Raw genomic sequence first — 26,339 nt, forward strand, 5'->3', positions numbered from 1 at the left:
GTCACATGTATAGTGGGTTTATCTTTACCCTAGTGTTTCCATCGTACACGTAGACGTCTCCTGGGTTCTCGTCCTGGGTCTTCTTGTGGGAGCCATCACAGAAGGGCTTATTGTTGGAGAGACCACACGCACATATCCAGAGGGTCTCCCCACTATTTGTCTTAACTTGGTATGGGAAATTCCTATCATGCCTTACGAGTCTAGCCATTTTATTTCCTAAAGCAGATTTAGATCATAAATTATATAAGAGCGAGGTTACTTCATGTAAATTAGATGGCATCCATTTCACGTGATGAACAAAATAAAACTACATGCCCCATCGTGGAGACAATAAAGATTATAGGGACGGAAGCTAGGCTACTGGTTCTGAGATACCTCTTTGATGGTCCAAAGGGATTCAATCAACTCCTGAGGGAAACTGGACTCAGTTCAAAGACCCTTTCCTCTACGCTCAAGTTTATGGAGGAGGCAGGAATAGTCGAGAGAAGAATTGTGGGGACTAGACCCTTCAAGGTGGAATATGCTCTAACCAGTAAGGGCAAAGAACTAGAGAGTATTTTCAAGTTAATGGGGCAATGGGGAGAGAAGTGGGTATTGAATAAAAATTAACTTTTTGTAACTTTTCTTCCCCTGATAATATACCAGGTGCCTAGCCCCTTAGCACCAAGTTTTCCTTCAGCGTCCCTGAACTCTATGTCAACAGCTACGGCAGTATAACCCTTTCTCAGAATTCTAGCGTGGCATTGAAAGGGTCCCCTATGCATGGGCTCAAGAAAGTTCACCTTCAACTCCTGGGTTACCTGGTCGTCACCGTCATTTACGCTTGCCACCACTATACCACCAGTGAAGTCCATGATGGTCATGATCATTCCACCGTTTAATACCCCGCCCCTTCTAGTTATTTCGTACTTGTACGGCACCTCCACGATTGCTTCTCCATGTCCTAGATGCTTGATCTTGGCCTCCAGCATCCTAAATACTGGATCTCCCTCCTCCAGGTAAAGCTGAAGTTCATTAAGTGATTGAAACCTCATGCCATGAAATGTTATTATCTTGCTATAAATTCTTTACATTCTCTAGGTGTTTTTAAATAGGACAAGGAAGGTTTGAAAAAGCCTGTATTGGCTTAGGCTAGTTTCTTCCTCTAGATCTGAGGACCTGGTAACAAGGATATGGGACCTGGACCCAGAAGTAGTAGCAGAATTGCTCCAGCTAGGAAAAGGATATCTAAGTCATAACCTGGGTTAGTGATGGATGGAAGGGGTTTCTTCATCTTGGTCACGCTCACCACAGTAGTTCCTAGGAAGAACAACACTAAGACAGCATCAACTAGCACGTAAATGGTACCTAGAATCACGAGTAAACCTCCTACTAGCTCTATTATCAAGGATAGGTCCACAAATCCCCCAGGGATTCCGATCTGTTTCATCATCTCCTTGACTTGCTTGTTCATGGATATTTTAGGCAGAGAATGGGGTATCAAGGCTACTCCATAGAGGAGCCTGAAAATCAGGAGACCTATTGAACCAATTAATTCGCTCATTTACTTCACCTTGTAATCCAACTTTACTTTTTACAGTATATAAACTAGCACGTAAAGTGAAAGAAAGGAGATTACCTAGAGGGGAGTAGATTACTATGAAATTAAAAAGATGCAATAAATTAAACATAGATTAGTGTTGTCTAGCCTTTCTCGTTGACGCCCTGATTTCCCATCTAGAAAAGGGGTATAGGATGGCTGTCCCTAGGGCAAACCAGTAAATCAGTGTGGGGTAACTAATTACCTCGGCGATCACCTGGTTTCCCTTGAAGCTGGAGGTAAATGTTTCGGTCCCCCATATGAAGAACGGGTACTGAATAGGGACGCCTAAAAGTTGAGGGATAAACTTAAAGAGAACGTAAATCAGGATGGGATCTAGGACGTAAAGCACGGGAAACCAGAACATGGTTGAGTAAACCTTGGGATTACCTCTCATGGATTGAAAGGCGTATCCCACCGCTACGACGAACACGTAGAGTCTAAAAGCAGTGAGAAGGAAAGTCAATACGTCAGAAAGGATCAATCTAGTTCCTAGGAAGTATATGAGGACCTGAAATGGCGAGTCCTCTATGGTGACTATTCCGCCGACGCTATAATACCACCAAGGGTAAGGTATGATGGACACTATGGCCACAAGGACGTAGTAAATCGTTGTGAGTTTGAACTGCATTATACGTTCACTTCCTGCGTGAAGTTGAAGGTGCCTATACCTAGATAGAGGGTTATGTTCTCTTGGCGAGCCTGTGCCAGCTCATAGAACATCTTGGGATTAGTTATCACAAGAGTGAAGTTTCCCTGGCTCATCGGCGGAACGTGTATAGGACTTTTCAAGTAAACGTACTGCCCGGTCACATTGTAAACGTACATGGAAACATTGAATGGGTTACTTAGGGAAAGGGTTATGTTGTGTTCAGTGCTTGAAATGCTCCTGATTTTAACCTGATTCAGTGAATCCTTCAACTGAAAAACTTGATTTACACTGCTTATGACCATCGCTTTTACATTAAGCAGGACAACGAAGGCTATGAGAAAGGCTATGGCAATGAGGGTCGCAGAGAGCTTTACGGCGTCCATGCTCGAATTACCTTAATAATTTTAAAGTGTGAGAGTTATATAAACTGAATGGATTTTCCCATTAGGGATAGGCTGGTCTGCAAATACTCGACAGGTTGGCCTTCTTGAGGAGAGCTCTTATCCTCCTAAAACCCGCGTAACTATGATTCCTTAACCCTCCTGTCATCTTCGTGGGAATATGCATGAGCTCATGGATTACCACGTAAGCCTTGTCTTCACAGGATAGTCTGTCAAATTTCTCCGATATCACCTCTATCACGTAGAGCTTGTCCGTGTTGAGTACGTATCTCCATTGACTTGGAAGAGAAAAGGTTCGCGCATAAGCCCTTGACCTTGAGCCGTAGCTTCGTATGAACTCTACCTTCCCTAGGTCCAGCCCAATGCTCAGGTTTTCATTTAGAAAGAGGGCCATGGACCTTACATCTTCCGCTCTGGTAAACCTCAACTCATCACAAACTCACTGGGTCACTTTTACCTTTAACTATCATTGCACTACGTCAAACAAGTTTCTGAACCTTTCTGCCATTATATTTGAATATTAGCTCGTGCGCCTTCTTTATTTTTCTGTCGGAGACAACTATGAGTAAACTCCTGCCCAATTCCCTTTTCAAGGTAATTGCGCTTCTCAGGTCAAGAACGTCCTTTTTCTCCGACAGCTTTCTCAGATTTTCCGTCAGGGACATAACTGATTCTGGGTCTGAGACAGAGAACACGCGTGCGTCGTTAAACTCCACAATGCTCTCATCGTCCATAATGAAAATAACGTCAGCTATCCCAAATACCCTTAGGATCTTGGACACAAACCTGGCAATGGATCTACTGCCAACATTACTGTTTAGGTCAATGGCTATTAACGGCCTTAACATGGGCTTCTACAAGCCTTGTTATTTATATAACTTTTCCAAGTTCAGCATGACATTTAGTCATAAACAGTGTTAACTTTGGGGCAACTTTCCGGTGAGGATGTCATCATTCCAGAACTTGACGAAGAAGACCATGCTGGTCAGCACCACAGGTATTGAGAGTAGTCCGAAGGTGAGGGATAGGCCAATGAACTCTGAGAGATAACCTACCACTGTAGGTACAGCTATGAAGAGGAAGTTGTTGTATGCTAGGAAATAGGAGTTAACGGCGTTTCTCTCCTCCTTAGATGTTGCCCTCTGAATCATGATAGTTGACATGGGAAATACGGAACCGTGAGGGATGCCAAGCAATGCCATGACCAATAGGAACACGGCATAAGTTGGAGAGAAGAGTGTTCCAGCCAGTGTGAGAACTGTTATAAGGATTGATATAAACATTGGCATCCTCAACGAGTTGAACGGCCTTATGGTCATATATAGCCTTGTTAGAAAGGACATTGTGAAGAAGGGGATATACGTTGAGTAGGCTAAATCGCCTGGAACATGAAATCTATCCACTGCAAGTATGGTGAGGAAGGCAGTTATGGCAGCGAAGGGAACATTGTAGGTGGTTATTGCAAGCACGGAGGACAAGAACCCCTTGTTTCTCAGGGCCCTAGATCCCTTAACTTCTCTCTTGGTATCTGGAAATTTCACGGTCCAAGACAGGGCAAAGGCCAAGGCAGCTATTGGAAGGAAGGCTAGAAACACGTAATTGTATGGGAACTTACTTAAGACGAAGCTCTCATATGCAGGTCCAAGTATCAGGCTTATGCTAAGACTTGTGGAGTAAAGCGCCAATAGTCTTTCCGCAGTTTTTCTGTCATTAACTAAGGACGCCGCAGTGATAAGGTTGGGCATTACCAGACCGAAGGCTAGACCTATCAAAGCGGAAATTATCCAGATTGTGACACTGCTTACAAAGAAGAACAGCGGTAAAAGGAGTAGAACGGTAAGGTTAGACAAAATGAACGCCTTACGTCTGACTGATGAGTTCAAGCTCGGGTTTATGTATGATGTAGCGATGAACGTGGTAGCAAACATCACCGCAGTTATCACACCAACAAGCGTGTTAGAGAAACCTAGAAGATACTTTGACAGAGGACCGACTGTAGTGGTCACCATGTTATTGGTTGACCTCGCAGCTATGGTCATCAAGGAAAGAGTGAGTGCAATATATGCAAAGGATGGTTCTCTCCTCAACTTGATCCGCATCATTATCGGTGTGGCTTAAAAAACTTGACATAAGATTAAACTTTTTAATAGAGATATATGAATAATGTAACAATAGTTGCTATGATAACTGATATTTTTCTAAGATCAATGCGATCGTGTCCTTAAGTCTCTGCTCGACCTGAGAGCTCGTTAGGCCCAGAGATACCCCTGCATGATACCAGCTCTTGCCCTGGAATGTCCTTGAGATTAGCGTGGCCAGGGAAACGTCGTCCACGTCAAATCGTAATTCCTTGAAGTACTTCTCCCCTAGAAGGTGAACAGCCTCCGCGACAGAGTTATAGGGTAGAAGTCCCTCCAGGTAGGCTCTGAGTTTCTTCACATACAGATCTGAGATTGTAACGTTGGAAGCGGGAGGTGTGAGTTTAAGTAGAATGGCGAGTATCCTTGGATCTAAATTGAAGTATACCTGATGGGATGTCCTGAGCAATTTGTCCTTAAGCAGTAGGGAAACGCGACTGACCATTTCCCTAGCCGCGGACGAGAACGGCTTCACAACAATAACCGAGTATCCCCCTAGACTCTCATTCTTCTTTGTGGAGACATGAACGGGTATGTAACCGTTCTTTGCCCAAAACTTGATAACGTTATAGCTAGCGAGAAAGGAGGATCCGATCCAATCAATACCCTCCCCCTCACCTTTAATTTCAATTTCCCTGAGGAGCTTAGATCCTATCCCTCTCCCCTGAAGTGCGGGAGCGACTGCTATACGCATCACTCTCCAGCCACGTAACTCACCAAATTCAAACAGCCTCCAGTACTTTACGAGCCTATGGGGAATCAGATGCCCCAGGTTTTCTTCTCCCTGGGCTATGGATTTTATTGCCTCCTGAGAAAGTCCTCCCTCCTCTACAACCTGAGCAACACCAGCGTTGTTTTCAGCCACAAATAATCTCTGAAACGCCATGTCCCCCAACATCATGAGATCGTCAGGAGTGTTCCTGTAATGGGCAGTTACCAAGATTCCGTAGACTGAAGCCAACCTCTCCTCGTCCTCGAAGAGGGACCTTACGTCGACCTCTGCTACCTTGTTCAGATCTTCTCCCTCGGTGGCATCTGCGTTCAACAGGAAAGCATCATTTAGAAATCTCTCCACCGGATCTCCCTTCCCATATCTCACGGGGAAATCCAGTTTCAGCCTCTGAACATCGTGCTCCCCGTCGTAGCTATCGAATATTTTCAGGAATATTTTTCCTGATCCCTCATATCCGTGAACTGTGGTGACCAGGGCAACCTTATCCCATCGCCTCAGGACGTAATCAGCGAACTCCTTACCGAGGGCAGCTGCCTCGTCCACAACGAGTATGTCCCCATGCTGATCCCTAGCTAGCTCAGGGGGAAGCCATCTTATTCTACTCTCTCCAATCTCCAGAGAGAGGATTTTGCCATCCCTAGAGATAACTTTCCTGAACCTCTTGTGAAGGGCCTTTAGGGACATCTCTGAAAATCTCATTATCTCAGCACCTGACCAGTAGGTCGGGGAAGTAACTACAATGGAGAGGGGATACTTGCTCTGGGAAATAAGCAGAGGCAGGGCGAGCCCCACTGAGGCGCTCTTACCCCTCCCGCGTGGAGCCGTTACAACCAAGAGCTTCTTCCCTTCCTCGAGGAGGAAATCTATCTCGTCAAGTACCTTAACCTGGTCATCCGTTTTACAGAGTTTGGCAAGCTCAGGGTATTTTCCCTTCCTAGATCTCTTGGGCTTGCTTACCTCCGAGCTCGAGTAGGGCCTTACGATTAGTTCCCCATCATTCCAGTATAGTATACCCCTGTGGGAAAGTAGTTTATGCCTGAACCTTTCCTCGAATAAATTGTTAACCTTACCGTCTCTCGTTAACGTGTCCCTGTACAGTTTCCCCTCCTCCAATCTGTTTGTGTAAAGAATAATGAGCCCTCCTCCCCTAACGGTCTCTACGGCCCTAGCTACATATGACGGCCTAAAATCGTCTACCGCATCTATTATGGAAAGGTCGAACGTGCTTCCCAGATACCTCTCGGAGGAGGAATAATCAATGTCAGTTACGGTTGTTAGAACTGACCTTATCCAGTTTAGCCTCTCCTTACTTCCCTGCGCCCATGGATGGAAGTAATATCCAGTGGACGGATTTCTCTCCACCTTCAGATACTCATGGATGAACTCAAGGAGGGGTTCTCTATAGTCCCCCTCTATCACCACAAGGTTCCTATAGTTGCCTGACACTGCGTCCCTAAATATCTCCTGAATGTCATAATTTGACTTCATAAAGTGGGCTCTCTCCTTTAAGACAATTGAGCAGATTTTTCACGGCTATCTCAGCCATCTTCTCCCTTGTCTCCCTCGTGGCACTCCCTAGGTGAGGAGTTAAGACCACGTTGGGAAACTTAACCAGTGGGTTGTCCGATGAAATTGGTTCCCTTTCAAATACGTCTAGGGCAGCTCCCGCAATTCTCCCCTCCGACAATACCCTGACCAGATCCTCTTCCTTGACCACTGGTCCCCTGGACGCATTGACAAGGAAAGCCGTCCTCTTCATCTTCATTAACTTTGAGTAATCCAGCATATGATACGTTTCCTGGTTCAGATCCACCGTGACCACTAGAAAGTCGGATTCTGTCAAAAGCGTGTCCAAATCCACAAACTTCGCATCCACATCGTGAGGTTTCCTGCTGTAATATATCACATTCATGTCGAATCCCTTGGCCCTCCTCAGGACAGCCCTGCCTATTCTTCCCATTCCAAGGATCCCCAGGGTACTATGACTCACTTCCTTACCAAGCATGAATTCCGGATACCATGGAAGGTTCCATTGACCCTCTCTTATCAATCTGTCCCCTTCCACTATTCTCCTGGCTACCGCTATTAGAAGGCCAAATATGAGGTCTGCGGTAGCGTCAGTCAGAACGTCTGGCGTGTTTGTTACTCTAATCCCCTTACTGAGGGCGTATTTCACATCAATATGATCGAAACCTACGCTATAGGTACTAATCACTTTCAGGTTTACTCCAGCGTCTATCACTTCCCTATCTACCCTCTCGGTTAGGGTGACCAACAACCCATCCTTATCCTTTACTCTGGAAAGTATCCAAGACCTAGGCGGAGGATCTCTTCCCTCCCAGATGTCCACTTCAGTCTCTCTTTTAAGAAGGTCGAGCCAAGGTCCTGGGATCCTTCTAGTTACCAGTACCCTATACACAGGAGAAATGAGAAGTGGTACATTTTAACCACAACTGATGTGGGCTTACGTCTCTGGAGTAATCCAACTAGTTGAATAACTGGATGTGTCCATCAAGAAATGCAATTTCAGTCCCATACATCCTTACTTGATTCTTAAAGAGGTGCCGTGACACAAGAAATTTATTAAGTTTTGTTTGAACCATTTTTTCGAAATGAAACCGTACCTACACGCAACACTTGCCTCCACAATCGCATGGGCAGGAAATATTTATGACCTGCTAATTATTACTTACGTTTATCAATATATTGAAAGCACATTTCACATAGGCTATGTAATGGTTTCCCTACTCTTTTCCTTTGGACTATTGGGGAGGGTGGTTGGAGGTACACTCTTTGGAAGGTTTTCGGACAAGTACGGAAGGAAACCTGTCCTGATATTCACTACGTTGGGGTATTCGTTGTCTCATGGGATTATGGCCTTTTCCCCAAACGTGATAGTACTTTTCCTGGCGAGACTGTTTGAGGGAGTATTCATGGGAGGAGAGTGGACTGCTGGAACAGTAATAGCCTATGAGAGTGCCCCCGTATCAGTCAGGGGAATACTTACAGGGATAGTCCAGTCTGGGTATGGAATGGGTTACGCGCTCACAGGGGCAATGTACATCTACTTTTCACCTCTCATTTCGGAGGATTGGAGAATCTTTCTAGCCACTGGAACGTTTCCCCTCCTTCTGGTACCTTACATGAAACTGAAGGTTCCAGAATCCAAACCCACAAGGGTATCCAAGGTAAAAGTTGAGTACAGGGATTACCTAAACCTCATCCTTAAGTCTACCTTGGCAATGTCAGGGATGTTTGTAGCCTACTTCTCTGTTTTCGGAAATTATCCAACCTTTGCGGAAAAATTAATTGGAATCTCTCCCTCTACTTTAGGGTTAACACTACTGATCTCCAACGTAGGACTTGCCATATCCTTTATCGTGTTTGGTCGCCTTGCAGACAGGATAAACGTAAGGAAACTAATCCTTTCTGCCCTGGTTACGCTCACAGTATCTCTCTTCTTTACCGTTCCTGGATTCATCAACCTAGGCCCTCTTGCCTCAATCATCTCTACGATGGTTTATGCCTCATCGTGCGGATTCTGGCCCCTGATACCGCTTCTCCTTGCCCACTCCGTTCCCGTGGAGGTTAGGGGGCTCTTGTCGGGAATGTCCTATAACATAGGCGGGCTTGTGGGAGGCATTGCGGAAGTCATCACGGGGATAGCAATGCAATACATGGGTATCTTGGGAATGGCCAAGATAATCGACATCATTAATCTGGTTGCTCTCATCACGGTGTTTATTTCAGTCATTACATGGCCAAGGGCAGCCATCCATACTTCGAGCCATAATGTATAAAGTAGATTTATAACCAAGTTATATAACAAAAGTTTATGGAACCTTTAGATAAAGTAGATAAGGCTGTATGGACCTCAACCCATAGTCTACTCTTTGCTTCTCTGGCCTTAGGCTTCTTCATGTGGGGAACAATTAGTACCATAGCTCCCCTTCTATACCCCTCTATAAACAACGTGTTCTTTATCATAGCACCCATAGTCGCAACCCTAGCTGGGAACTTGATCTTCCCTTTCATCTCTGACAAGATGTACGGAAGGAAAAGGACCTTTATTGTTACAATGTCTATGTACGGTAGTGGAGCGCTCATTATAGCTATTGTGTCCCTGGTTTCACAATTCACTAAGATTCCTCTCACTAGTCCCGCTCTACTTTACACCCTAACCTTTGGAATAGTCCTAGGAGTGCTTGGGGTGGAAGGAGAAGTTCCAGTTATGTTGTCGTATGCGGCTGAGATGATGCCCATCGTGAGGAGGGACCAGGTTCTAGTTCTTGCCCCAAACTTTGACAATATAGGGGCCATGGTAGCCTCAGCAATTGTTCTTGTATCGGCCTCGTCAAGTACTCCAACTCTAGAGTTGCTCTCCCTGTCCCTCACCGCACTAGTAGGTTTAGGTTTTCTCATAGCGGTGAGACTTAGATTACCCGAGTCCGTTAGATGGCTATACGTGAAGGGGTTTAGGGAGAGAGTAGAGGCCGAACTTTCCAAGTTGGGGAACAGGATACAAGAGGTCAAAGAGAACCGGAACGTAAGCAAGTTGAGCCTGCTCTCTAGATACTGGTTCTTGGTTGCGATTGCCATATCGCAATACCTGACCTACGGCCTCATGGCCTTCTACATAGGAGATTTCTATTTCCCGAGTCTGGAGAATTTCATTGTGTTTATTGCTAACGTAGGAGCTAGCGTAGCTGGGGTAATTGCGGGCTTCGCAGTTAACAGGGTAAAGAGCAGGAAATTCTCACTTTTCTCGTTCCTGGGAGGGACAGTCACGATCCTGGGAATACTTCTCACAATCAACTCTGTCTCCAGTAACATGGGCCTATTTTACGGCCTCCTTCTCCTTAACATGGCCTTTAGTGAGTTCGGCTGGGCTGTGAGAACCATTTACGAACCCCTAATCCTTCCAAGCAGTAATAGGGCCTTCATGATAGGGCTCGTTAGAGTCTTTCCCATCACTCTGAGCTCCCTCTCTGTGTACTTTACGAGTTTCATTAACTCCCCGTTCCTTTACGTGCTATATAATACCGCCCTATGGGCCCTGGGAGCCATTGCGACCATTACCTGGTACTTCAAGGGCTACGACGTAAACATGACTCCCATAGAAGTATCGTCCCAAAGCGTCATGAAAGAGGGTTAAAGTGACAATTTTTTAATTACCATGATAAAAAGCTCATATACTATGAAGTTGATATATTATAATCATGAAAATTGTTTTAGCCTATGATGGGTCAGACTACGCGAGGAAGGCGTTACTGTTTGCCCTGAAACTGATGAGGGATATTGATGAACTTCACATGGTCACCGTTGTGAAGGAAATTCCGAGAAGTCCTGAACAGGTAACAATTGAGAATGACAAGAAGGCTGAGGAGGCTCTGAACGCCGTGAGGAGGGACATTGAGGGTTATAAAGTGGTAACCAAGGTTCTGGAATCTGCAGATGTGCCGTCTGCAATCATAGATTACTGCAACAAGATTGAATGTGACCTCATTGTGACGGGGAGCAGAGGGTTGACCGGAATCAAGAAGATAGTGTTGGGAAGTGTGTCCAGTGAGTTGGTAAGTAGATCAAATATCCCGGTCCTCGTGGTAAAATGAGATATATCTTTTTTAGTCTATAATCCGATATCCAGGTATGTATTCGATTGAGACAGAAAATCTTACAAAAAAATATGGAGATTTTGTAGCTGTTGACCACGTCTCATTCAAGGTTGAGAAAGGGGAAATATTTGGTCTTTTGGGCCCGAACGGGGCAGGGAAAACTACCACCATCAAGATGCTCACAGGTCTAACTCCACCTACGGAGGGGGAGGCGATAATCGCAGGGTATAGCATAAGGAAAAACCCAATAGAGGTAAAGTCGAGGATAGGATGGATCTCTTCGGAAGTCATCTTGGATGACGACTTAACTGCTTGGGAGAACCTAGAAATTCAGGCCAGGCTCACAGGAGTCAAGAACTGGAAGGAAAGGGCAACCTCTCTTCTCAAGTACTTTGGAATCCTTGAGTTCGCCAATCGTAGGACTGGAAAGTTCTCCACTGGAATGAGGAAGAAACTAGAGGTTTCCATGGCCCTACTCAATTCCCCAGAAGTGATCTTCATGGATGAACCCACAATTGGGCTAGATGTGAACACCAGGGCTACCATGTGGAATCTGATAAGGGAAATAAACAGGGATTACCAGGTGACAATACTCTTGACTACCCATTACATGGAGGAGGCAGATTCCTTGTGTTCAAGGATAGGGATCATTAACAAGGGGAAAATCATCGCACTGGGAACTCCAGAGGAATTGAAGGCCAGATATGGAGGGGATATAATAGAAATCGAGCTTAAGAACGGGGCAAACGTCAACGTGGGGCTCGAGAATGCGGTAGTTAGTAATGGCAAGGTCAGGATAAAGGTGAACAATGCGGAGACCATGCTAATGGACGTCATAAGGGCGATAGGAAGCGATAACATCAAGGGCATTAAGATAAACAAGTCTAGCCTCGACACAGTTTTCATAAATCTCACGGGAGGAACAATTGAGGAGCAGGACTTTGACGCCAGGAAGTTCTACGCCATGATAAGGAGGGCGAGAAGATGATAGACAGACTTTATGCGCTCTATATGAGGGAGGCTAAGAGGATATTCAGAAGCGTGTATATGTGGATAATGCTAATCTCCCAGCCCATAATGTGGCTGGTGTTCTTCGGTAGCAGTTTCTCTGGTGTACCTTCTCAAGTCCTAATAAGCTTCTTTCACACTACCAACTACATAGCCTTCATTCTACCCGGTGAGTTATCCATATCCATGCTTTTCGTGGGAATGTTCAGCTCCATGAGCCTTATCCAAGACAAGAGGTTCGGTTACTTGAAGAGAGTCCTCATTACCCCGACACCTAAATACGACGTCTTTCTAGCCAAGACACTAGGTGGAATGACAAGGGGGTTACTACAAGTTCCAATTCTACTGGTAGCCAGTTACTTCCTAGGAGTAAGGTTAAATCTTACTCCACTTTCGCTCGGAGTCCTGTTCCTATCTCTAGCTTTCGTTGGATTGGGTTTCTCCTCGCTCTATTCCATGTTCACCCTAAAGACGGCTGACTGGCAAGCACCTGGAGTTATATCAAACCTGATAAATCTACCTCTCATGTTCTCTAGTACAGCTCTCTTTCCAAAGGCCTTCTTCCCTGGATGGTTAAGGGCAATAAGCGACGTTAACCCTCTCACTTATGCTGCTGAACTTAACAGGGGAATGTTACTTTATAATGACCCGTCGTGGAACTACTTAGGTTATCTTGCCATATTTGCTCTCGTAATGGTTCTCTTGGGAAGTATATTAACAAATAAGTATCTAAATGCAGAATAAAAAGGTTAATTAGGAATTTTCTTTTTTAATCTTTCCATGTACTCCTCAATGGTAATTACCTGGTTGTTCTCGTCAACAACAAGGGATCCTGGCCTACCCTTTCTTCCCATCAAAACGTACCAGGCTCCGATTACTAGGAGTATGGCCAAGAGAGTATAAATGGTGAATAGGTCAGGTGAGGAAAGGGATTCTCCAACTCCCCACACGTTCAGGGCAGTAGCTATCAAGGGAATGAACAAGGTGTTCCAGGATAGTTGACCTATCCTGTAGTAGAATACTGGAACCCCAAAGCCATCCACGATCCTGCCCGTAAGCCAGAATATTCCCGTTATCACGCTCACTACAGCGAAGGCATTGGACACGCCTAAGCCGAGAACTGAAACCACTACGACCAAAGTAGAGAGGCCTCCTATCATCATAGTCGCAACTAGTGGCTCACCATTCTTCGCTGTCTTCGCTAACAACATTGGTGCTGATTTCTCCCTAGCTAAGTTAAACAGAATTCTGGCCGATCCTAGGGTAGTGCCAATGTTAGAGGCAAGTAGACTATTCGCAGCTAGTACTAACGCTATTATCATGGGTATCTTGCCGTACTGAAACATCTCGTAAATGAGAGGCTGAGGAGAATTGGCTAGAGCCGAGAGGGAGCCGTTCCACAAGGCCACTAGAGCATATGTCCCCAGAAACATGGCGATACCGCCTATAACAAGGGATAACCACATGCCCTGTGTTATGGTCTTAAAAGGCTTCTTGGCTTCCTCACCAAGGTAGGAAGCTGCCCCAGCTCCTGATATGCTAACCATGGAGAGCACAAACGCCTGAGCGATGTTACTTCCGCTCACTCCATCTGGTGTGAAATACTCCGGATGAAATGGCTTAGATAAGGAGAGAATGAAAAGGGCCAGTAGAAGAACAACCTCAGCAGAGGCACTGATTGTAACCACGTAGCCCAGTAGTTTCTTAATGTCCGTGAGGGAGATTAAAGTTGGGTAAGCTAAACCGAGGCCTATCGTGAGAACTTCAACCCACCAGGGAGGGGAGATCCCGATTACCTGAAGGCCTATACTCACGAGGAGATATAAGGTAATCGCGTTCACTGCATTTAATAGAGAATAAGCGAATACCTCCGTCAATGCCTCAAAGAATGACACTGTCTTATTCCTCCAAGCGCTATAACCAAAGGTATAATAGCCTCCAGGAGAGGCGACCCTCCTCGTATAACTCGTGAGAGTGTATATCCATAAGGCACTTCCAAGCAAAGCGAGTAGTGTCGTGAATACCACTGAATGTCCTGCGTATAGTATGGCTGCAGTAGACGTAGAAACCACGCTTCCCAATGGGGCTGTGACTGCCATAGCTTGACCATAAGCTTCCTTAAGAGAAATAACGCCTCGGCTTAACTTCATAATCTCCCTTTAAGCTTTTCGATCCTAAAAGTTTAAAAAATTACCCTGGAAAAATCCCTCGTTTTCATGAAAGCTTAAAGGATAAAGCCCTTAAAAACTTAGTAGTTGGCTTAAAGGTAAAATAAAAAAGTATCAGACTAGGCTAGGGATATCTCTATAATATTTAGACTTTAGAGGCCGATGACTATATTAAGATGTTGCCTGTGCAGTCTCAGTTAACTCAGACAGCGTTTTGATAACAGCATCAAACCTAGCTTTCATCTCAGGTGGAAAGGGTTTTTTAGGTTGAATAGTTTTTAACTGATTTAATGCTTCTTTTAGAGAAGTTTTAAGTTTATTCAAATCCCCTGAATAGTAGGAGATTTTTATGGATTTAGTAGAATTCTTGAGTTTCTCATAGTCTTCTTGAGTTAAATTACCCTCTCTCACCAGATAGGTCTCAGCATCCGTCACGACTAACGGAAGTTGAAGGTCAATGAGTTTCCAGACCTTCGACATAAAGGGATCCATTTGGACCGACTTATCTCAACTCGTTTGAGGTAATAAATTACTTCGATCCTGGAACTCGGCAAATGGGTTCCAAGCGGTTAACTATACAGCCTTGAAGATTTTAATAGCTCTCCTAAAACTTATTGCTTGTTGATAAAAGTAAATGTACTAGGGGTCAAAGAAGGAGTAGGGAAGACAAGCGTAGCCTTACATCTGTCTAGGGAACTGGCTAAATTGGGCAAGACTCTGATAGTGGATAAAACCCCTACCTGTGGCCTTGGGAGGAAGATGTGGATAAATGGGGAGATGCTATGCGAAGGTAACCTTTGCATTCTTAAGCTCTTCAGGAAACCTTTTAGAATAGATTCAAATGATCTAGAGATAGCCTCTAGAAAGTTGCAGGAGGTTTACTCTCAGAGCTGGGATTACGTAGTGATAGATAATTTCTCTTGTGCGGTTCCGGATAATCCCATTATAAAAGTGGATGCGGATTCGCTTCCTCTCTTTGTTACTGATCCCCTCAACCTTGGGGTAACGCTAGAATATAGCGAGAAGTTTTATAGCAAGTTCGGACTAGTGATTAACCAGGTACCCGAGGAATACTCAGTATCTAAAGATGTAGAAAAACTTTTTCAAATAGTTGTGAGTATTCCTTTTGTTGAGGAGAATAGCTTTGGGAAGTACCTTCAGTCCGTCGTAATGAGTATAGTAGAGAGGAGAAATAGCTTCATCTAGTTTCCTCGTCTATGAAGGTCCTCATTAACTCAGAGTTACGTCCTCTTCCAGGGAGTGAGAGTTTCAGGAACCATATCCACACGAGTTATGCGCTGCCATCCTCGATGATCTTCAACTTATTGAGATCACAAAGGATGAGATTACGTAGTTTCTCTGTCTTTACATGCGGGCACATTATACACGAGTATAGACCTGCACCTATGAGGCACACTTCATGACTCTCCACTACACCCGCTGAACATAAGCATTCAAACTGTTAACTCTGATTTCATCAAATTATTTTACCAGGTGAAATCGTAGTCTATATCATGTTATACACGTTAGGAATTGTTGCATCAATTTTAGCTGGTATGACTGTGATATTAGGTGGTATAGTTGAGGGCTACGGTTATGGCCTGTCCTTGGGTACTAAATGGCCTTACACCAGAGACATCCATCAGGTGGCTATGAAGGGAGATCCTGAGGCTCTTCACAGAATCAGTGCCACAATTGTGGGACTGATCTCCCTAGCGTTCCTAATTATGTCACCATCTTTTATTACCATTATAGGATTTGTTGCGGTAGTGTTTACGGCTCTCTTGGGAATGGCAACATTGTACGTGCTAGCAGGGAAATTACCCTCCATATTTCAAGGACTTCACGATATCGCTGCATATACCACCTTTGTTACTTACCTTCTCATCTTCCTAGAGGGTTTAGGTTATCATGTAAACGTTATTCAATTCCTTGAACAGGCGATAATACCACCGCACTTCCTGTATTTCGTCATCTTTATGGGAGGAGTGGTTACAGGACTAAGAAGAATGTCTAGGCCCATTGGTCAAGTAAGGAAGCCTCAGGGGAAAATTCAGTGGGCCTGGGCTATTCACGGTTTACTTGCGGTAATATTCCTGTTTGCTGTTATTTACCTTCATTACTGGTTAACCCTAGCCTTCACTGTCCTAGAAATAGGCGCTGGCCTTTGGGTGTATAGGTCAATCAACAAAAACCCAGAGAAACCTGGTATGTCTATCGGGTTCCACCAGCTATTCTCTCTATTGACGGTCGTGGCGATAATTCTCAACTCCCTAGCCATAGTTGCCTGATCAGTTGAGATGCATCATATCACAATTCATCGTGTTGTGAACTCATCACCTAAATCCTGTAACGAAACTGCAATTTCTCCTTCCTCATCTAAGTTATAATATCTTTTTGCTAAGATGCTCACAGCCTCATGTATTGCCTCCGTGGAATTCGTTCTCCCTTTTCCAATAACAACATTTAGATATGACCAAGGCATTCCCTGAAGAACCTTAGCCAGGAGAACCTTCTCCAGGTCATCATCTAGCTTCCAGTCCCTCTTTCCGTCCCAGAAGTACTTCATTACGAGAACGTGAATGGCGTCAGCAGAGGACTCGTAGGGACTGGTACCCTGTAGAAATGCCACAAGCTTTGCCAGATGAACCTTACTTAGACCAACGTCCAAGTGGGCTTTACTACCCTGAAGAAGTAGCATGGCCATGTCAGGTGTCATGTTAAAGTAGACGTCATGTATGGTGTTCAGCAACTTCTCCTTGAATACGTGGGAGGCTATGCCCACGATCCTCTTGGACATATCAGATATTGGATAGATTACAACCACGGGAAAGTCTCCAAATTTTTCATTTCTCTTAGGCGACACATGAACTGGGGTGAAACCATTCCTTATCCAGAACCTTAAAACCTTGGGGTCTCCCATGAAGGAGGAGCCAACCCAGTCCACCCCCTGTAATTTAGCGTCTTCAAGTATCATTTGAAGAAGCTGGCTTCCAAATCCCTTATCCTGAAGCTCAGGGACCGTGGCTATCCTCACTATTCTCCAGCCTGAAAGCTTCCCAAATTCCTTGATTCTAACATGCTTCAATAGTCTATCTGGAATAAGATCACCATCAAAGGTACCTCCCTTCAGGGCAAGATCTATCATTGAATCCGAGAGGTTGCCCTCCTCTGAGATTTGGGAGACTGAGATGAACCCATCCTCAGCTCTAATTGCCTTCAGAATGTGATGTGGTCCATCCCCCATTATCATTAGGTCGTCGGGATTGTTCCGATAGTGTGCTGAGACCAGTATGCCGTAGGCCTGCGACAATTGTACGTCGTCGTGAAAGAGCGTCTCCTTGTCCAGCGTTACGAACTCGACCGATTCCAAGCTCTTAGGTTTAGCGGGCTCAGGGTTGAGTAGTAGAGCATCATAGAGCCATTTCTCCACCGGGTCGCCTTCTGCGTAACGAAGTGGTTTACTCATGGTTAGCCAACGTGTCCAGGCCTTCTTCTCCTCTAGAATGTTCTTAAGGTATCTCAGGAAGGCCTTTCCTGATCCCTCATAGCCATACACCGTGGAGACAAAAACTACCTTTCTCCATCTATTAACGTACTGGGCCAGAAGATTTATCCCAATCGCAGCTGCCTCATCCACGACCAGGAAAGTGCCGTCCTCACCCACAGCCGTCTCGGGTGAAACATAAACCACTGAGAAGTTATCCCCTCTTATGGCCCTGACTATTCCTATGTCAGACATCTCTGCCTCGTTGGGGACCTGAAGCGCGTCAAGTCCTTTCTTGGCGAACTCCATGATTTGTGAAGCTGAGGCGAGGGATGGAGCAGTTATTACTACCCTCGTTCTCTCCCTATCGGAATCAGCTATGAAGGCCGCTATTCCTAGCCCAGTGACAGCGCTTTTTCCCCTCCCTCTAGGCGCAGTTATCACAAGGATCCTTTTCCCTCCCCTATACAGGATCCTGAACTCCTCTAGAACCTTATCCTGCTCATCGGTGAGGCAGAGATCGTGAAGCTCCTTAGGGAAATACATGCTCTTGAGACGCTTCTTCTCAGTTGTGGGCTTGACCTCTCCCTTGAAGGGCCTAGCCTCGTAACCGGGACCTATTCTAAATATGCCTTCATGTTCATTGAGTTTCCTTCTGAACCTCTGCTCATAGTGTTCGTGGACTACTCCCTTCCTTGCTATGGAGTTTCGAAATATTTTATTTTGTGTTAGATTATCAGTATACATTACCACCAGACCGCCACCACTGGTAAGATCGGTAAGCCTGCCCACGTAGTTTGGCTGGAAGTTATCCACTAGGTCAAGGACCACAAGATCATATGTCCTTCCCAGATAGTACTCAGAACTAGAGTAATCTATGTCATCTACCTGCCCAAGGAGGTCCTTCACCGCTGAAAGCCTTTCCTTGGAACCAGTAGCCCAAGGATGAAAGGCATAGGCCCTTCTCGCACCCCCTTGAGTTTCGTTGAATAGAGAAAGAACGCGCCTCAGGTCCTCTAAGTAATCTGTCTTCTCTATGTATACCAAGTTCCTATAGAACCTCCTCCTTGAATCCATCAATGCCTCCCTCAGTGCTGAAAAGAACTCCTCACTATCCATGGTGTCACAATCCATACTTCTTCTTTAAAGCTTCCTCCACGTCGATCCCGGTTAGGTTGGCTATTGAAATTGCCCAGGCTATAACATCCGCTAACTCCTCCTCTATGGATCCTCTCTTGCCCTGTAGAAGGGCCTCGGCCAGCTCTCCTACCTCCTCAGTGAACCAGGTGAATGTGCCAAAAATTCCCCTTTCCTTGTCCTTCTCAAAATACATCTCCCTTAACCTATTTTGTAATTCCCTAACTTCCAATCCTCATCTCACTCCTTATCAGTCTTATATCCTCGTCACTTAGACGTATGGAGAACCTTTTCCTTATATCTCCTTCCACGTTCACGAAAAGTATACTAACGGTCTTGGTGGAGGATATACTCTCTAGGAAGTTCCTGTCAATGAAGTACTCCACATATAGTGGATTGTCTTCCCTGTCCAGAATTACATGTCTTAGTAACACGTTACCACCCTCTCGGTCCACTTCGAGTTGAACGGGGACATTATCTGATCCAGGTAGATCCTCCGTGAGACATACAACCTCGCTGTCCTTATACGGAACACAGCTATCCATCTCTACCTTTTCAAGAAAGTCCTTGGAAACTCGCAAGGATCATCTAAGCTTTATTTCTTACCACGTTATTAAGGAAATATGCCAACAGCCGCTGGTAGGAGAGTTGTAGCCTCCCAGAATTACGTCGCGAGTTATGTGGGAGCAAAGATACTTGAACAGGGTGGAAATGCGTTTGATGCTGCAATAGCTGTGAGCGCTACACTTTCCGTTGTGATACCCCATACGAGCGGGTTAGGAGGGGATGGCTTACTTCTAGCTAAGACCCCTGAAGGTATAATTGCCATAAACTCCACTGGATGGGCACCCAAGAATATTGGAGAGGACAAGATAGATCCTAGGAGTCCCAGGTCAATTGTTATCCCAGGTTTAGTGGAACTCTGGCATGCCATGGAGGATTACACTACAATGAGCTTAGATAGACTCCTTGAACCAGCAATAAAACTGGCAGTTAACGGATTTCACGTAGGGAGAGGCCTCCATCACGCCATAGTCAACTCAGAAAAGCTTAGCCAGGATTGGCAATCCCTTTACGGAGGGAAGAGATTCGGGGATAGGATAAGGGTCAGAGGAGTTGGAGAAGTACTGAGGAATGTTGCGAGGGACCCCAGGTCTTTTTATGAGGGGGAAGTGGCAGAGAAACTTGTAGAGGGACTTAGAAAGAGAGGGGTACCCGTTGAACTTGACGATTTTCGGGAGTTTAGGGCCGAAAGAGTAGAGTTGCTAAAGACCAATTACAAGGGATATACCGTTTACGAGTTTCCGCCCAATACTCAAGGGATCACTACGCTACAGATCCTCAGGATGGTGGAGATGACCGGGATAAACAAATTGCCCTATAATGATGTTAAGAGAGTAAACGAACATGTTAGGATCTCGGCCCTAGCCTACGAGGATAGGGACCAGTACGTTGCTGACCCTAGATTTCATCCATTGCCAGCCTTTCTCCTTGATAACAACTACCTGACTCAAAGACTGATGGAAGTGGGGATGGAGGCAAAGGTTAACCAAGATGGGGATACTACCTTTTTCACCGTAGCTGATGAGGAGAACAAGGTAGGTTTCATACAGAGCTTGTTCCAACCCTTTGGGTCAGGGATCGTGGTTAACGACATAGTCTTCAATAATCGCGGAGACAATTTCACCGAAGGAAGGAACAAACCTGAGGGAAGAAAGCGTCCGCTTCATACTCTCTCAATACTCTACGCTGAGGGAAGAGACGACGAACTTATCATTGGTTGTGCGGGTGGAGATTTAAGACCACAGATCCATTCGGAAGTCCTAGAGTATTATGTTGACTACATGATGGAAATAGATGAAGCCGTCAATGCACCACGTTTTATGTTCACTGGTAACAAGGTAGTTGCAGAGAGCAGACTGGGTACTCCTTCCACTAAACTGGAACCATTTTCCCCACAGGTAGGGATAGTACAGGCACTTAAAACGAAGAGGGACTTACACATAGCCGTGGCAGATCCTAGGAGCGAGGGAGTCTCCCTACCAGTTTAACTGCTCCCACCTCAGGAAAGCGAGATTTCGAGCATTTTTGTAAAGACATATCTTGAAAACCTTTTTTATCCCTTGTTTGTATCATTTACTTTGATACAGATGAACTTGGTCTCAATCAAGCTAAAGCTGGGAATGATTCTCCTGAGTCTAGCAGTTTTCGTAGCCGGTTTCGCCCTAGTCTATGGGGTGCTAGGTTATCTATATGGATCTTTCACTCCCTATATTATTGTGGGTGCATTAATTCTCGTTGGTATATTTAACATAATTCAATGGCTTGTGGGTCCATACCTGATAAATGCCATGTATAGGGCCAGAGAGGTTACCCCAACTGATCCACAATATGGATGGTTAGTCAACCTTGTGGACGAGGTAGCACTTTACAACAAAATTGGCACTCCCAAGGTGTACATAGCTGACGTACCGTTCCCCAACGCCTTCGCCTATGGAAGCCCAATAGCTGGAAAGAGGGTCGCCATAACTCTTCCACTGTTGAAGGTTCTAACTCCAGATGAGATAAAGGCAGTACTGGGCCATGAACTTGGTCACCTAAAACACAGGGATGTGGAGCTTCTGCTTGCCATAGGACTCATACCAGCTATCATGTACTGGATTGGCTACTCGCTAATGTGGAGCGGTTTCCTCGGAGGTGGAGGACAGAGGAACGGAGGATCCCTTTACGCCTGGGCAGTGGGGATAGGCCTTCTGGTTGTTAGTTTCATCTTCCAATTCTTCATTTTGGCCATAAACAGAATGAGAGAGGCATACGCAGATTTCAACTCAGCCAAGACAGTACCTGGAGGAGCGGATAACTTGGAAAGGGCCTTAGCCAAGATAACCCTGGCCGTAGATCCTAGAGCCGTGCAGAAGTACAGGAACAAGAACAACGTTATGAAAATGCTGTTTTTCACTTCAACCCAACCACAGGAAGTGTATGGGGACGTGGATGAACTCATTAACTACTGGAAGACGGAGAGAGTTCCATGGTATGCTGATTTCTTCAGTGATCACCCTCATCCAGCGAAAAGGATTCAGATGTTGGAGAAACTGAAATATCAATGATTTCTTTTTCATTTCGTCTCTGTAGTCAGAAGATTTTTAGCCTTATCTCGAATTAGTCCCTATGAAAGCTCTTATCCTTGGCATTGATGGGTACATTGGATGGGCCTTGGCCCTGAGGCTAGTGGCCAAAGGGCATGAGGTTGCAGGGATTGACAACCTTTCCACGAGGAGATTTTCGGCCGAAGTGGGATCAGACTCCGCATTTCCATTACCTTCCCCAAAGGAAAGGGTAGAAGCAGTGAAGAGGAAACTGGGCGCTGACATTAAGTTCATTGTGGGAGACGCAAAGGATAAGGCATTACTCGAGGAGACCATTAGGGATTTCAAACCTGACGTGATAGTTCATTTCGCCGAGCAAAGATCGGCTCCCTACTCAATGAAGGACTACGAACATGCATGGTATACTCTCGAAAATAACCTGAAGTCCACCCTAAGCCTATTGTACGCAGTGAGCGAGATAGATCCTTCAATTCACATACTCAAGATGGGTACCATGGGTGAGTATGGCACCCCAAACTTCGACATACCTGAATCGGCATTCGTTAAAGCCATTATCCAAGGGAAAGAGGATACAATCCCAACCCCGAAGTGGGGTGGCTCATACTATCACTGGAGCAAGATCTTCGACACATTTCTTATCCTGTTTAAGGGAAAGCTCTCCAATCTTACCGTGACTGACATAATGCAGGGACCCGTTTATGGAACAAGGACGGAAGAGATAACAGACGAGGAGCTACGCACTAGGTTCGACTTCGACGAAACGTGGGGGACAGTGATAAACAGGTACTGTGTGGAGGCAGTATTGGGTTTACCTTTAACACCTTACGGTAAGGGAAAACAGACTAGGGGTTTCATTTCCCTTGAAGATAGTGTAGAGGCCTTAAGATTGCTCATAGAAAATCCACCCAAGGATGGCGAGTATAGGGTTGTGAACCAGTTCGCTGAAGTTTACAATGTAAGACAACTTGCTGAGATCGTGAAGAACGCTGCGGAGGAATTGGGGCTGAAGACTGATATAACACACGTGAAGAACCCTCGAGTTGAGGCCGAGGAACACTACTACAACCCTGAGGTAAAAGTTCTACCCTCACTTGGATTCAAACCTAAAAGGAACATTAGAGATGAGACCAAGGTTATGATAAAGGACCTCCTCCCATATAAGGAGAGACTGGAAAGCTTCAAGCATGTTATAATGCCCAAGACGGTGTGGAAGTAAAACTAACTGGATACTTCCCCTATAACGCGAGGACGTCATGGACAATCGATCTTGGAAATCATAAAGAACGCTTTCTGTTTCCTTGGGCTGTGTAGGCCCCTTGTCTTGGGGTACTAAACATAGCATATAATTTAAATTGAGATATGTCTCCTTTCACCCATGAAAGTGGAAAAAGCAGTGATCACTGCGGCAGGTAAGGGCAGTAGAATGAAATATATCACTTCTGTGCTACCTAAAGCCCTTCTACCCCTCTTCAGAAAGGAGGATGGAAAATTTGTAATGAGACCTGTTATTGATCTGATACTAGATTCCCTAGGAGAGGCTGGAGTTACGAAGCCTTGCATAGTGGTAGGAAATCAAGGCAAGCTTCTCGTGGACTATCTCGCAGAGAGGGGAGTCACTTTCGTTACACAGAACGTTCCTCGGGGATTTGGGGACGCTGTGCTAAGGGCAAAGGACTTCGTGGGGAATGATCCTTTTTTCGTCCATGCTGACGACGGTGTGTTAACAGGCGGTTATGTGGAGGCCACTAAGATCTTCGAGGAAATGGAACCAGATGCTGTACTCATGGTCAGGAAGGTAAACAATCCCCAGAGATATGGTGTCGTCACAGTTGAGGAGGTGGGGGAGACAATGAACCACAAGCTTCTAAGGGTAAAGGAAGCTGAGGAGAAACCGAAGGTACCCAAGTCTGACCTAGGAATCTCCGCCGTTTACATCTTCTCCCCGAGGATCATGAACGCTTTGGAGCAAGTCGACGTGAAGGAGGGAGAGCTCGAACTAACCTATGGGATATCAAATATTCTCAGACAGGGAGGAGAGGTCTACGCTATTCTCCTAGAAAAGGAGAGATGGTTAAATGTGGGAGACCCAGATAATTACTTTAAGGCTTTGGAATTCACATACAAGATATGAAAGACGCGACGATATTTTACTAGCTCAAGTCCTTGATCCTTATTACCTGCGACAAATTATCCTTACGATCTTTCTTGGCTTAATTTTAAATCCATGAAGTTTTATTCGTTTACATGGAAGAGATCGTCAAAGACTATATGAAAACTGAAGTTATTTCCGTGGAAAAAGGAGCCACATTAAGGCAGATAACTAAGATAATGACTGAGAAGAATGTTGGCTCAGTCATTATAACCGAGAACGGTAAGCCTATTGGCATAGTTACTGAAAGAGATGTAGTCAGGGCCATTGGTAAGGACCATAAGCTTGATGACAAGGTTGATGATATAATGACCGTGTCACTAATCACCGTGAGAGAAGACTCACCTATTACTGGAGCCCTCAGTCTAATGAGAACCTATAACATAAGACACCTCCCTGTTATTAGTGAGGACGGCAAACTCACTGGTATAATCTCTATTAGGGACGTAGCTAAAGCCTTGGATGACATGTTTGAATCCTGAGGCTTATGATTAGTCTTTAATTCATGGTTTTTTATTTGGTCGTAATCAGGTGTCCTCTGCTTGAGCAAATCTAAGCCAGGCTTAGTGAAAATTGGTATTTTCAGTTTAGCTCTCAGGTTAATTGGTTCTCCTATCTCTTTCCTTTTCTCTCTTGTTGTTGCTAGATACCTATCGGCCATTTCGGTGGAGACCTTTGGGGCCTGGCAGTTCATTTTCGTCTTAGTCACGGGGTACTTCACGATACCTGGAGACCTTCTCTCCAATATAACCTCCAGATATACGGCAGAGGGCAAGCCAGTGGGAGGGATTCTCTTCATTGACATGATAACAGCCGTGATTAGCTCGGTGATTTACGTCGTACTTGTACCCTATTTCGTTAGCATTTCTCATTATGATGAGCCGATCTACTTCTATCTAGGAGTTCTCCTAATATTCACGATCTTCTTTATGAAGGCATCAAATGCCATTTCACTGGGAAGAGGTCCTAGGGTGAATGCCATAGCAGCTCTGACCTTCCAGTTAATCAGACTCATGGTGGCTGTTTATGGGTTATTGATCCTAAGACTTTCCATAGAGGCTGTAATTCTGGCTTACATGTTAGGATATATTGCACAGATAGGAATAAACATGTTCTTTGTAAAGGCAAACTTTAGGAGGGACCTTCACGTAGCGTTTATGGCCCTGAGGAAGTCGGTGATTTTCATGATCCCATATATTCAGTATATTCTAGAGGCAACCCTGACCTGGGTTGCAGTCTTTCTTGTAAGGAATACGGTGCCCGTCTCATATTTCGAATCGGCCCTGATAATCTCTAACCTGGTTATCTGGTCGACAGGAGCCTTTAGTGGTCTCATACCTAAACTTAGCGAGACGAAGGATCCCTCAGTTATTGAGACGTCACTTAAGCTATTCTCTCTCGCGAGTTCGCTGTTTCTCCTGCTAGCCTTAGCGGATGGACTTCCTCTCCTTTACTTGCTGAGACCTGAGTACGTAGCTGCATATATTTCCTTGATTATTCTTTCGATCTCTAACCTGTTAAGAGGATTCTTCCAGATTTTTTACACAAGCGTTTACATGAACGATCAGACCCTTAGCGTTGAATCCAGGGAGGAGCTAAAGGGACACCTAGCTAGGCTCGCTAAGAGGAATTCCGCTCTTTCCGTGATAGGTACTGGGATAGCAATTGGGTTGATGGGATTTCTATACTTATCGCATGTTACAGATCCTGCCATATACTCAGCCTCAATGAGTTTAGGCCTCTTGATTAACTCAGTTGCAATCCTGGTCTCGGCATTTCAGAGCTCAAAGGAACTGTACAACTTCCATTTTCCTCTTCCGGAGGTGAGCGTGCCTGTTGCATCTTCCCTGGTGATAGGCTTGTTTTTCATGTTTTATCCAATCCTTCCTATTCACGGATCTAGGTTTATTCAGGATGTATACATTATGGCTGAAAGGGCGGGGTTGGCTCTGATTCCCTTCATAGTTGTAAATCTGGCTTTAAACAAGTACTCGAGACAAATTGTAAGTGGGGCTATAGGCATTATAAAGCCTGTTCTTTCATCAACTAGAAATAGATAGTGAAAGAATTTGTCATCTAAGTCCTGGTCTCTATAACGTCAAATACGTAACAATCTCAAGTAACTTAGAAATTCAGTGAATGGTGAGTAAAGAGCCTTCACG

Annotated in this window: 29 protein-coding genes; 14 read left to right on the forward strand and 15 right to left on the reverse strand. The window is 45.1% G+C overall.

What is annotated here, in order from left to right; all coding sequences use genetic code 11:
• Nucleotide 1 precedes the first annotated feature (1 nt).
• Nucleotides 2-208, reverse strand: coding sequence for a CDGSH iron-sulfur domain-containing protein (locus ACI49J_RS10395; RefSeq protein WP_240254088.1), 207 nt, complete (start codon nt 206-208; stop codon nt 2-4).
• A 65-nt stretch (nt 209-273) separates the two neighbouring features.
• On the opposite strand from ACI49J_RS10395, the gene ACI49J_RS10400 reads away from it, so the two are divergent.
• Complete coding sequence (locus ACI49J_RS10400; RefSeq protein ID WP_011921410.1) at nt 274-609, forward strand: winged helix-turn-helix transcriptional regulator; 336 nt, start codon at nt 274-276, stop codon at nt 607-609.
• On the opposite strand, the gene ACI49J_RS10405 is transcribed toward ACI49J_RS10400, so the two are convergent.
• The 9 genes from ACI49J_RS10405 to ACI49J_RS10445 form a co-directional block, all read right to left on the reverse strand.
• Nucleotides 606-1,034, reverse strand: coding sequence for a PaaI family thioesterase (locus tag ACI49J_RS10405; RefSeq protein ID WP_404809772.1), 429 nt, complete (start codon nt 1,032-1,034; stop codon nt 606-608). The genes ACI49J_RS10400 and ACI49J_RS10405 overlap by 4 nt on opposite strands.
• A 110-nt stretch (nt 1,035-1,144) precedes the next feature.
• Nucleotides 1,145-1,543: a DoxX family protein gene (locus ACI49J_RS10410; protein ID WP_011921408.1), complete on the reverse strand. Its 399-nt coding sequence runs from the start codon at nt 1,541-1,543 to the stop codon at nt 1,145-1,147.
• Nucleotides 1,544-1,673: 130 nt separating this feature from the next.
• Entirely contained in the window at nt 1,674-2,210 is a 537-nt protein-coding gene (locus tag ACI49J_RS10415; RefSeq protein ID WP_409366383.1) for a hypothetical protein, read from the reverse strand.
• Complete coding sequence (locus ACI49J_RS10420) at nt 2,210-2,614, reverse strand: hypothetical protein (RefSeq protein WP_409366384.1); 405 nt, start codon at nt 2,612-2,614, stop codon at nt 2,210-2,212. The genes ACI49J_RS10415 and ACI49J_RS10420 overlap by 1 nt, the downstream gene beginning before the upstream one ends.
• Before the next feature lie 61 nt (nt 2,615-2,675).
• Nucleotides 2,676-3,059: a putative metallopeptidase gene (locus ACI49J_RS10425; protein ID WP_409366385.1), complete on the reverse strand. Its 384-nt coding sequence runs from the start codon at nt 3,057-3,059 to the stop codon at nt 2,676-2,678.
• A gap of 52 nt (nt 3,060-3,111) precedes the next feature.
• The gene (locus ACI49J_RS10430) at nt 3,112-3,480 is read right to left on the reverse strand and encodes a hypothetical protein (RefSeq protein WP_240254075.1); all 369 of its coding nucleotides are present in this window, start codon (nt 3,478-3,480) and stop codon (nt 3,112-3,114) included.
• 69 nt (nt 3,481-3,549) lie between these two features.
• Nucleotides 3,550-4,734, reverse strand: coding sequence for an MFS transporter (locus ACI49J_RS10435; RefSeq protein ID WP_240254073.1), 1,185 nt, complete (start codon nt 4,732-4,734; stop codon nt 3,550-3,552).
• Between the two features lie 76 nt (nt 4,735-4,810).
• On the reverse strand, nt 4,811-6,991 hold the full coding sequence (locus ACI49J_RS10440; protein ID WP_409366386.1) for a tRNA(Met) cytidine acetyltransferase TmcA: 2,181 nt from the start codon (nt 6,989-6,991) through the stop codon (nt 4,811-4,813).
• Nucleotides 6,975-7,922, reverse strand: a complete 948-nt coding sequence (locus ACI49J_RS10445) for a 2-hydroxyacid dehydrogenase (protein WP_409366387.1) — start codon at nt 7,920-7,922, stop codon at nt 6,975-6,977. Before ACI49J_RS10445 ends, ACI49J_RS10440 begins: the two co-directional genes overlap by 17 nt.
• Nucleotides 7,923-8,115: 193 nt before the next feature.
• Here ACI49J_RS10445 and ACI49J_RS10450 point away from each other — a divergent pair, with 193 nt between their 5' ends.
• The 5 genes from ACI49J_RS10450 to ACI49J_RS10470 all read left to right on the forward strand — a co-directional run bounded on the left by ACI49J_RS10450 (nt 8,116) and on the right by ACI49J_RS10470 (nt 12,870).
• Complete coding sequence (locus ACI49J_RS10450) at nt 8,116-9,303, forward strand: MFS transporter (RefSeq protein WP_011921400.1); 1,188 nt, start codon at nt 8,116-8,118, stop codon at nt 9,301-9,303.
• 35 nt (nt 9,304-9,338) lie between these two features.
• Entirely contained in the window at nt 9,339-10,658 is a 1,320-nt protein-coding gene (locus ACI49J_RS10455) for an MFS transporter (protein WP_409366388.1), read from the forward strand.
• A 64-nt stretch (nt 10,659-10,722) separates the two neighbouring features.
• Nucleotides 10,723-11,115 carry a universal stress protein gene (locus tag ACI49J_RS10460; RefSeq protein ID WP_409366389.1) on the forward strand — a complete coding sequence of 131 codons (393 nt, stop codon included), beginning with the start codon at nt 10,723-10,725 and terminating at the stop codon, nt 11,113-11,115.
• Between the two features lie 37 nt (nt 11,116-11,152).
• A complete protein-coding gene (locus ACI49J_RS10465; RefSeq protein WP_011921397.1) occupies nt 11,153-12,106 on the forward strand; it encodes a daunorubicin resistance protein DrrA family ABC transporter ATP-binding protein in 954 nt (317 codons plus the stop codon).
• A complete protein-coding gene (locus ACI49J_RS10470; protein WP_240254055.1) occupies nt 12,103-12,870 on the forward strand; it encodes an ABC transporter permease in 768 nt (255 codons plus the stop codon). Before ACI49J_RS10465 ends, ACI49J_RS10470 begins: the two co-directional genes overlap by 4 nt.
• Nucleotides 12,871-12,875: 5 nt before the next feature.
• Here the strand turns inward: ACI49J_RS10470 and ACI49J_RS10475 are convergent, their stop codons facing one another.
• Complete coding sequence (locus ACI49J_RS10475; RefSeq protein ID WP_409366390.1) at nt 12,876-14,276, reverse strand: APC family permease; 1,401 nt, start codon at nt 14,274-14,276, stop codon at nt 12,876-12,878.
• Between the two features lie 189 nt (nt 14,277-14,465).
• Nucleotides 14,466-14,786, reverse strand: coding sequence for a hypothetical protein (locus ACI49J_RS10480; protein ID WP_240254052.1), 321 nt, complete (start codon nt 14,784-14,786; stop codon nt 14,466-14,468).
• Between the two features lie 129 nt (nt 14,787-14,915).
• Between ACI49J_RS10480 and ACI49J_RS10485 the strand changes: the two genes are divergently transcribed.
• The gene (locus ACI49J_RS10485) at nt 14,916-15,500 is read left to right on the forward strand and encodes a ParA family protein (protein WP_409366391.1); all 585 of its coding nucleotides are present in this window, start codon (nt 14,916-14,918) and stop codon (nt 15,498-15,500) included.
• Nucleotides 15,501-15,808: 308 nt separating this feature from the next.
• Nucleotides 15,809-16,585 carry a hypothetical protein gene (locus ACI49J_RS10490; protein ID WP_011921392.1) on the forward strand — a complete coding sequence of 259 codons (777 nt, stop codon included), beginning with the start codon at nt 15,809-15,811 and terminating at the stop codon, nt 16,583-16,585.
• Between the two features lie 26 nt (nt 16,586-16,611).
• On the opposite strand, the gene ACI49J_RS10495 is transcribed toward ACI49J_RS10490, so the two are convergent.
• Genes ACI49J_RS10495 through ACI49J_RS10505 form a run of 3 tightly spaced genes read right to left on the reverse strand, consistent with a single transcriptional unit; the run spans nt 16,612 to nt 19,499 of the window.
• Nucleotides 16,612-18,900, reverse strand: a complete 2,289-nt coding sequence (locus tag ACI49J_RS10495) for a tRNA(Met) cytidine acetyltransferase TmcA (protein ID WP_409366392.1) — start codon at nt 18,898-18,900, stop codon at nt 16,612-16,614.
• 4 nt (nt 18,901-18,904) lie between these two features.
• On the reverse strand, nt 18,905-19,150 hold the full coding sequence (locus ACI49J_RS10500; protein ID WP_011921390.1) for a MazG nucleotide pyrophosphohydrolase domain-containing protein: 246 nt from the start codon (nt 19,148-19,150) through the stop codon (nt 18,905-18,907).
• Nucleotides 19,140-19,499 carry a hypothetical protein gene (locus ACI49J_RS10505; RefSeq protein ID WP_409366393.1) on the reverse strand — a complete coding sequence of 120 codons (360 nt, stop codon included), beginning with the start codon at nt 19,497-19,499 and terminating at the stop codon, nt 19,140-19,142. The genes ACI49J_RS10500 and ACI49J_RS10505 overlap by 11 nt, the downstream gene beginning before the upstream one ends.
• A 42-nt stretch (nt 19,500-19,541) precedes the next feature.
• On the opposite strand from ACI49J_RS10505, the gene ACI49J_RS10510 reads away from it, so the two are divergent.
• From ACI49J_RS10510 to ACI49J_RS10535, 6 genes are all read left to right on the forward strand, one after another.
• Nucleotides 19,542-20,969 carry a gamma-glutamyltransferase family protein gene (locus tag ACI49J_RS10510; RefSeq protein WP_409366394.1) on the forward strand — a complete coding sequence of 476 codons (1,428 nt, stop codon included), beginning with the start codon at nt 19,542-19,544 and terminating at the stop codon, nt 20,967-20,969.
• 99 nt (nt 20,970-21,068) lie between these two features.
• Nucleotides 21,069-22,028 carry a zinc metalloprotease HtpX gene (gene htpX, locus ACI49J_RS10515; RefSeq protein WP_240254444.1) on the forward strand — a complete coding sequence of 320 codons (960 nt, stop codon included), beginning with the start codon at nt 21,069-21,071 and terminating at the stop codon, nt 22,026-22,028.
• 61 nt (nt 22,029-22,089) lie between these two features.
• The gene (agl3, locus tag ACI49J_RS10520; protein WP_011921386.1) at nt 22,090-23,244 is read left to right on the forward strand and encodes a UDP-sulfoquinovose synthase; all 1,155 of its coding nucleotides are present in this window, start codon (nt 22,090-22,092) and stop codon (nt 23,242-23,244) included.
• A gap of 159 nt (nt 23,245-23,403) precedes the next feature.
• The gene (locus ACI49J_RS10525; RefSeq protein WP_409366395.1) at nt 23,404-24,159 is read left to right on the forward strand and encodes a nucleotidyltransferase family protein; all 756 of its coding nucleotides are present in this window, start codon (nt 23,404-23,406) and stop codon (nt 24,157-24,159) included.
• Between the two features lie 113 nt (nt 24,160-24,272).
• The gene (locus ACI49J_RS10530) at nt 24,273-24,659 is read left to right on the forward strand and encodes a CBS domain-containing protein (RefSeq protein WP_011921384.1); all 387 of its coding nucleotides are present in this window, start codon (nt 24,273-24,275) and stop codon (nt 24,657-24,659) included.
• A gap of 60 nt (nt 24,660-24,719) precedes the next feature.
• Nucleotides 24,720-26,237, forward strand: a complete 1,518-nt coding sequence (locus ACI49J_RS10535) for a hypothetical protein (RefSeq protein ID WP_409366396.1) — start codon at nt 24,720-24,722, stop codon at nt 26,235-26,237.
• Nucleotides 26,238-26,339 lie beyond the last annotated feature (102 nt).

It is taken from the genome of Metallosphaera sp. D4-4 (assembly GCF_046245145.1).
Lineage (GTDB): Archaea > Thermoproteota > Thermoprotei_A > Sulfolobales > Sulfolobaceae > Metallosphaera > Metallosphaera sedula.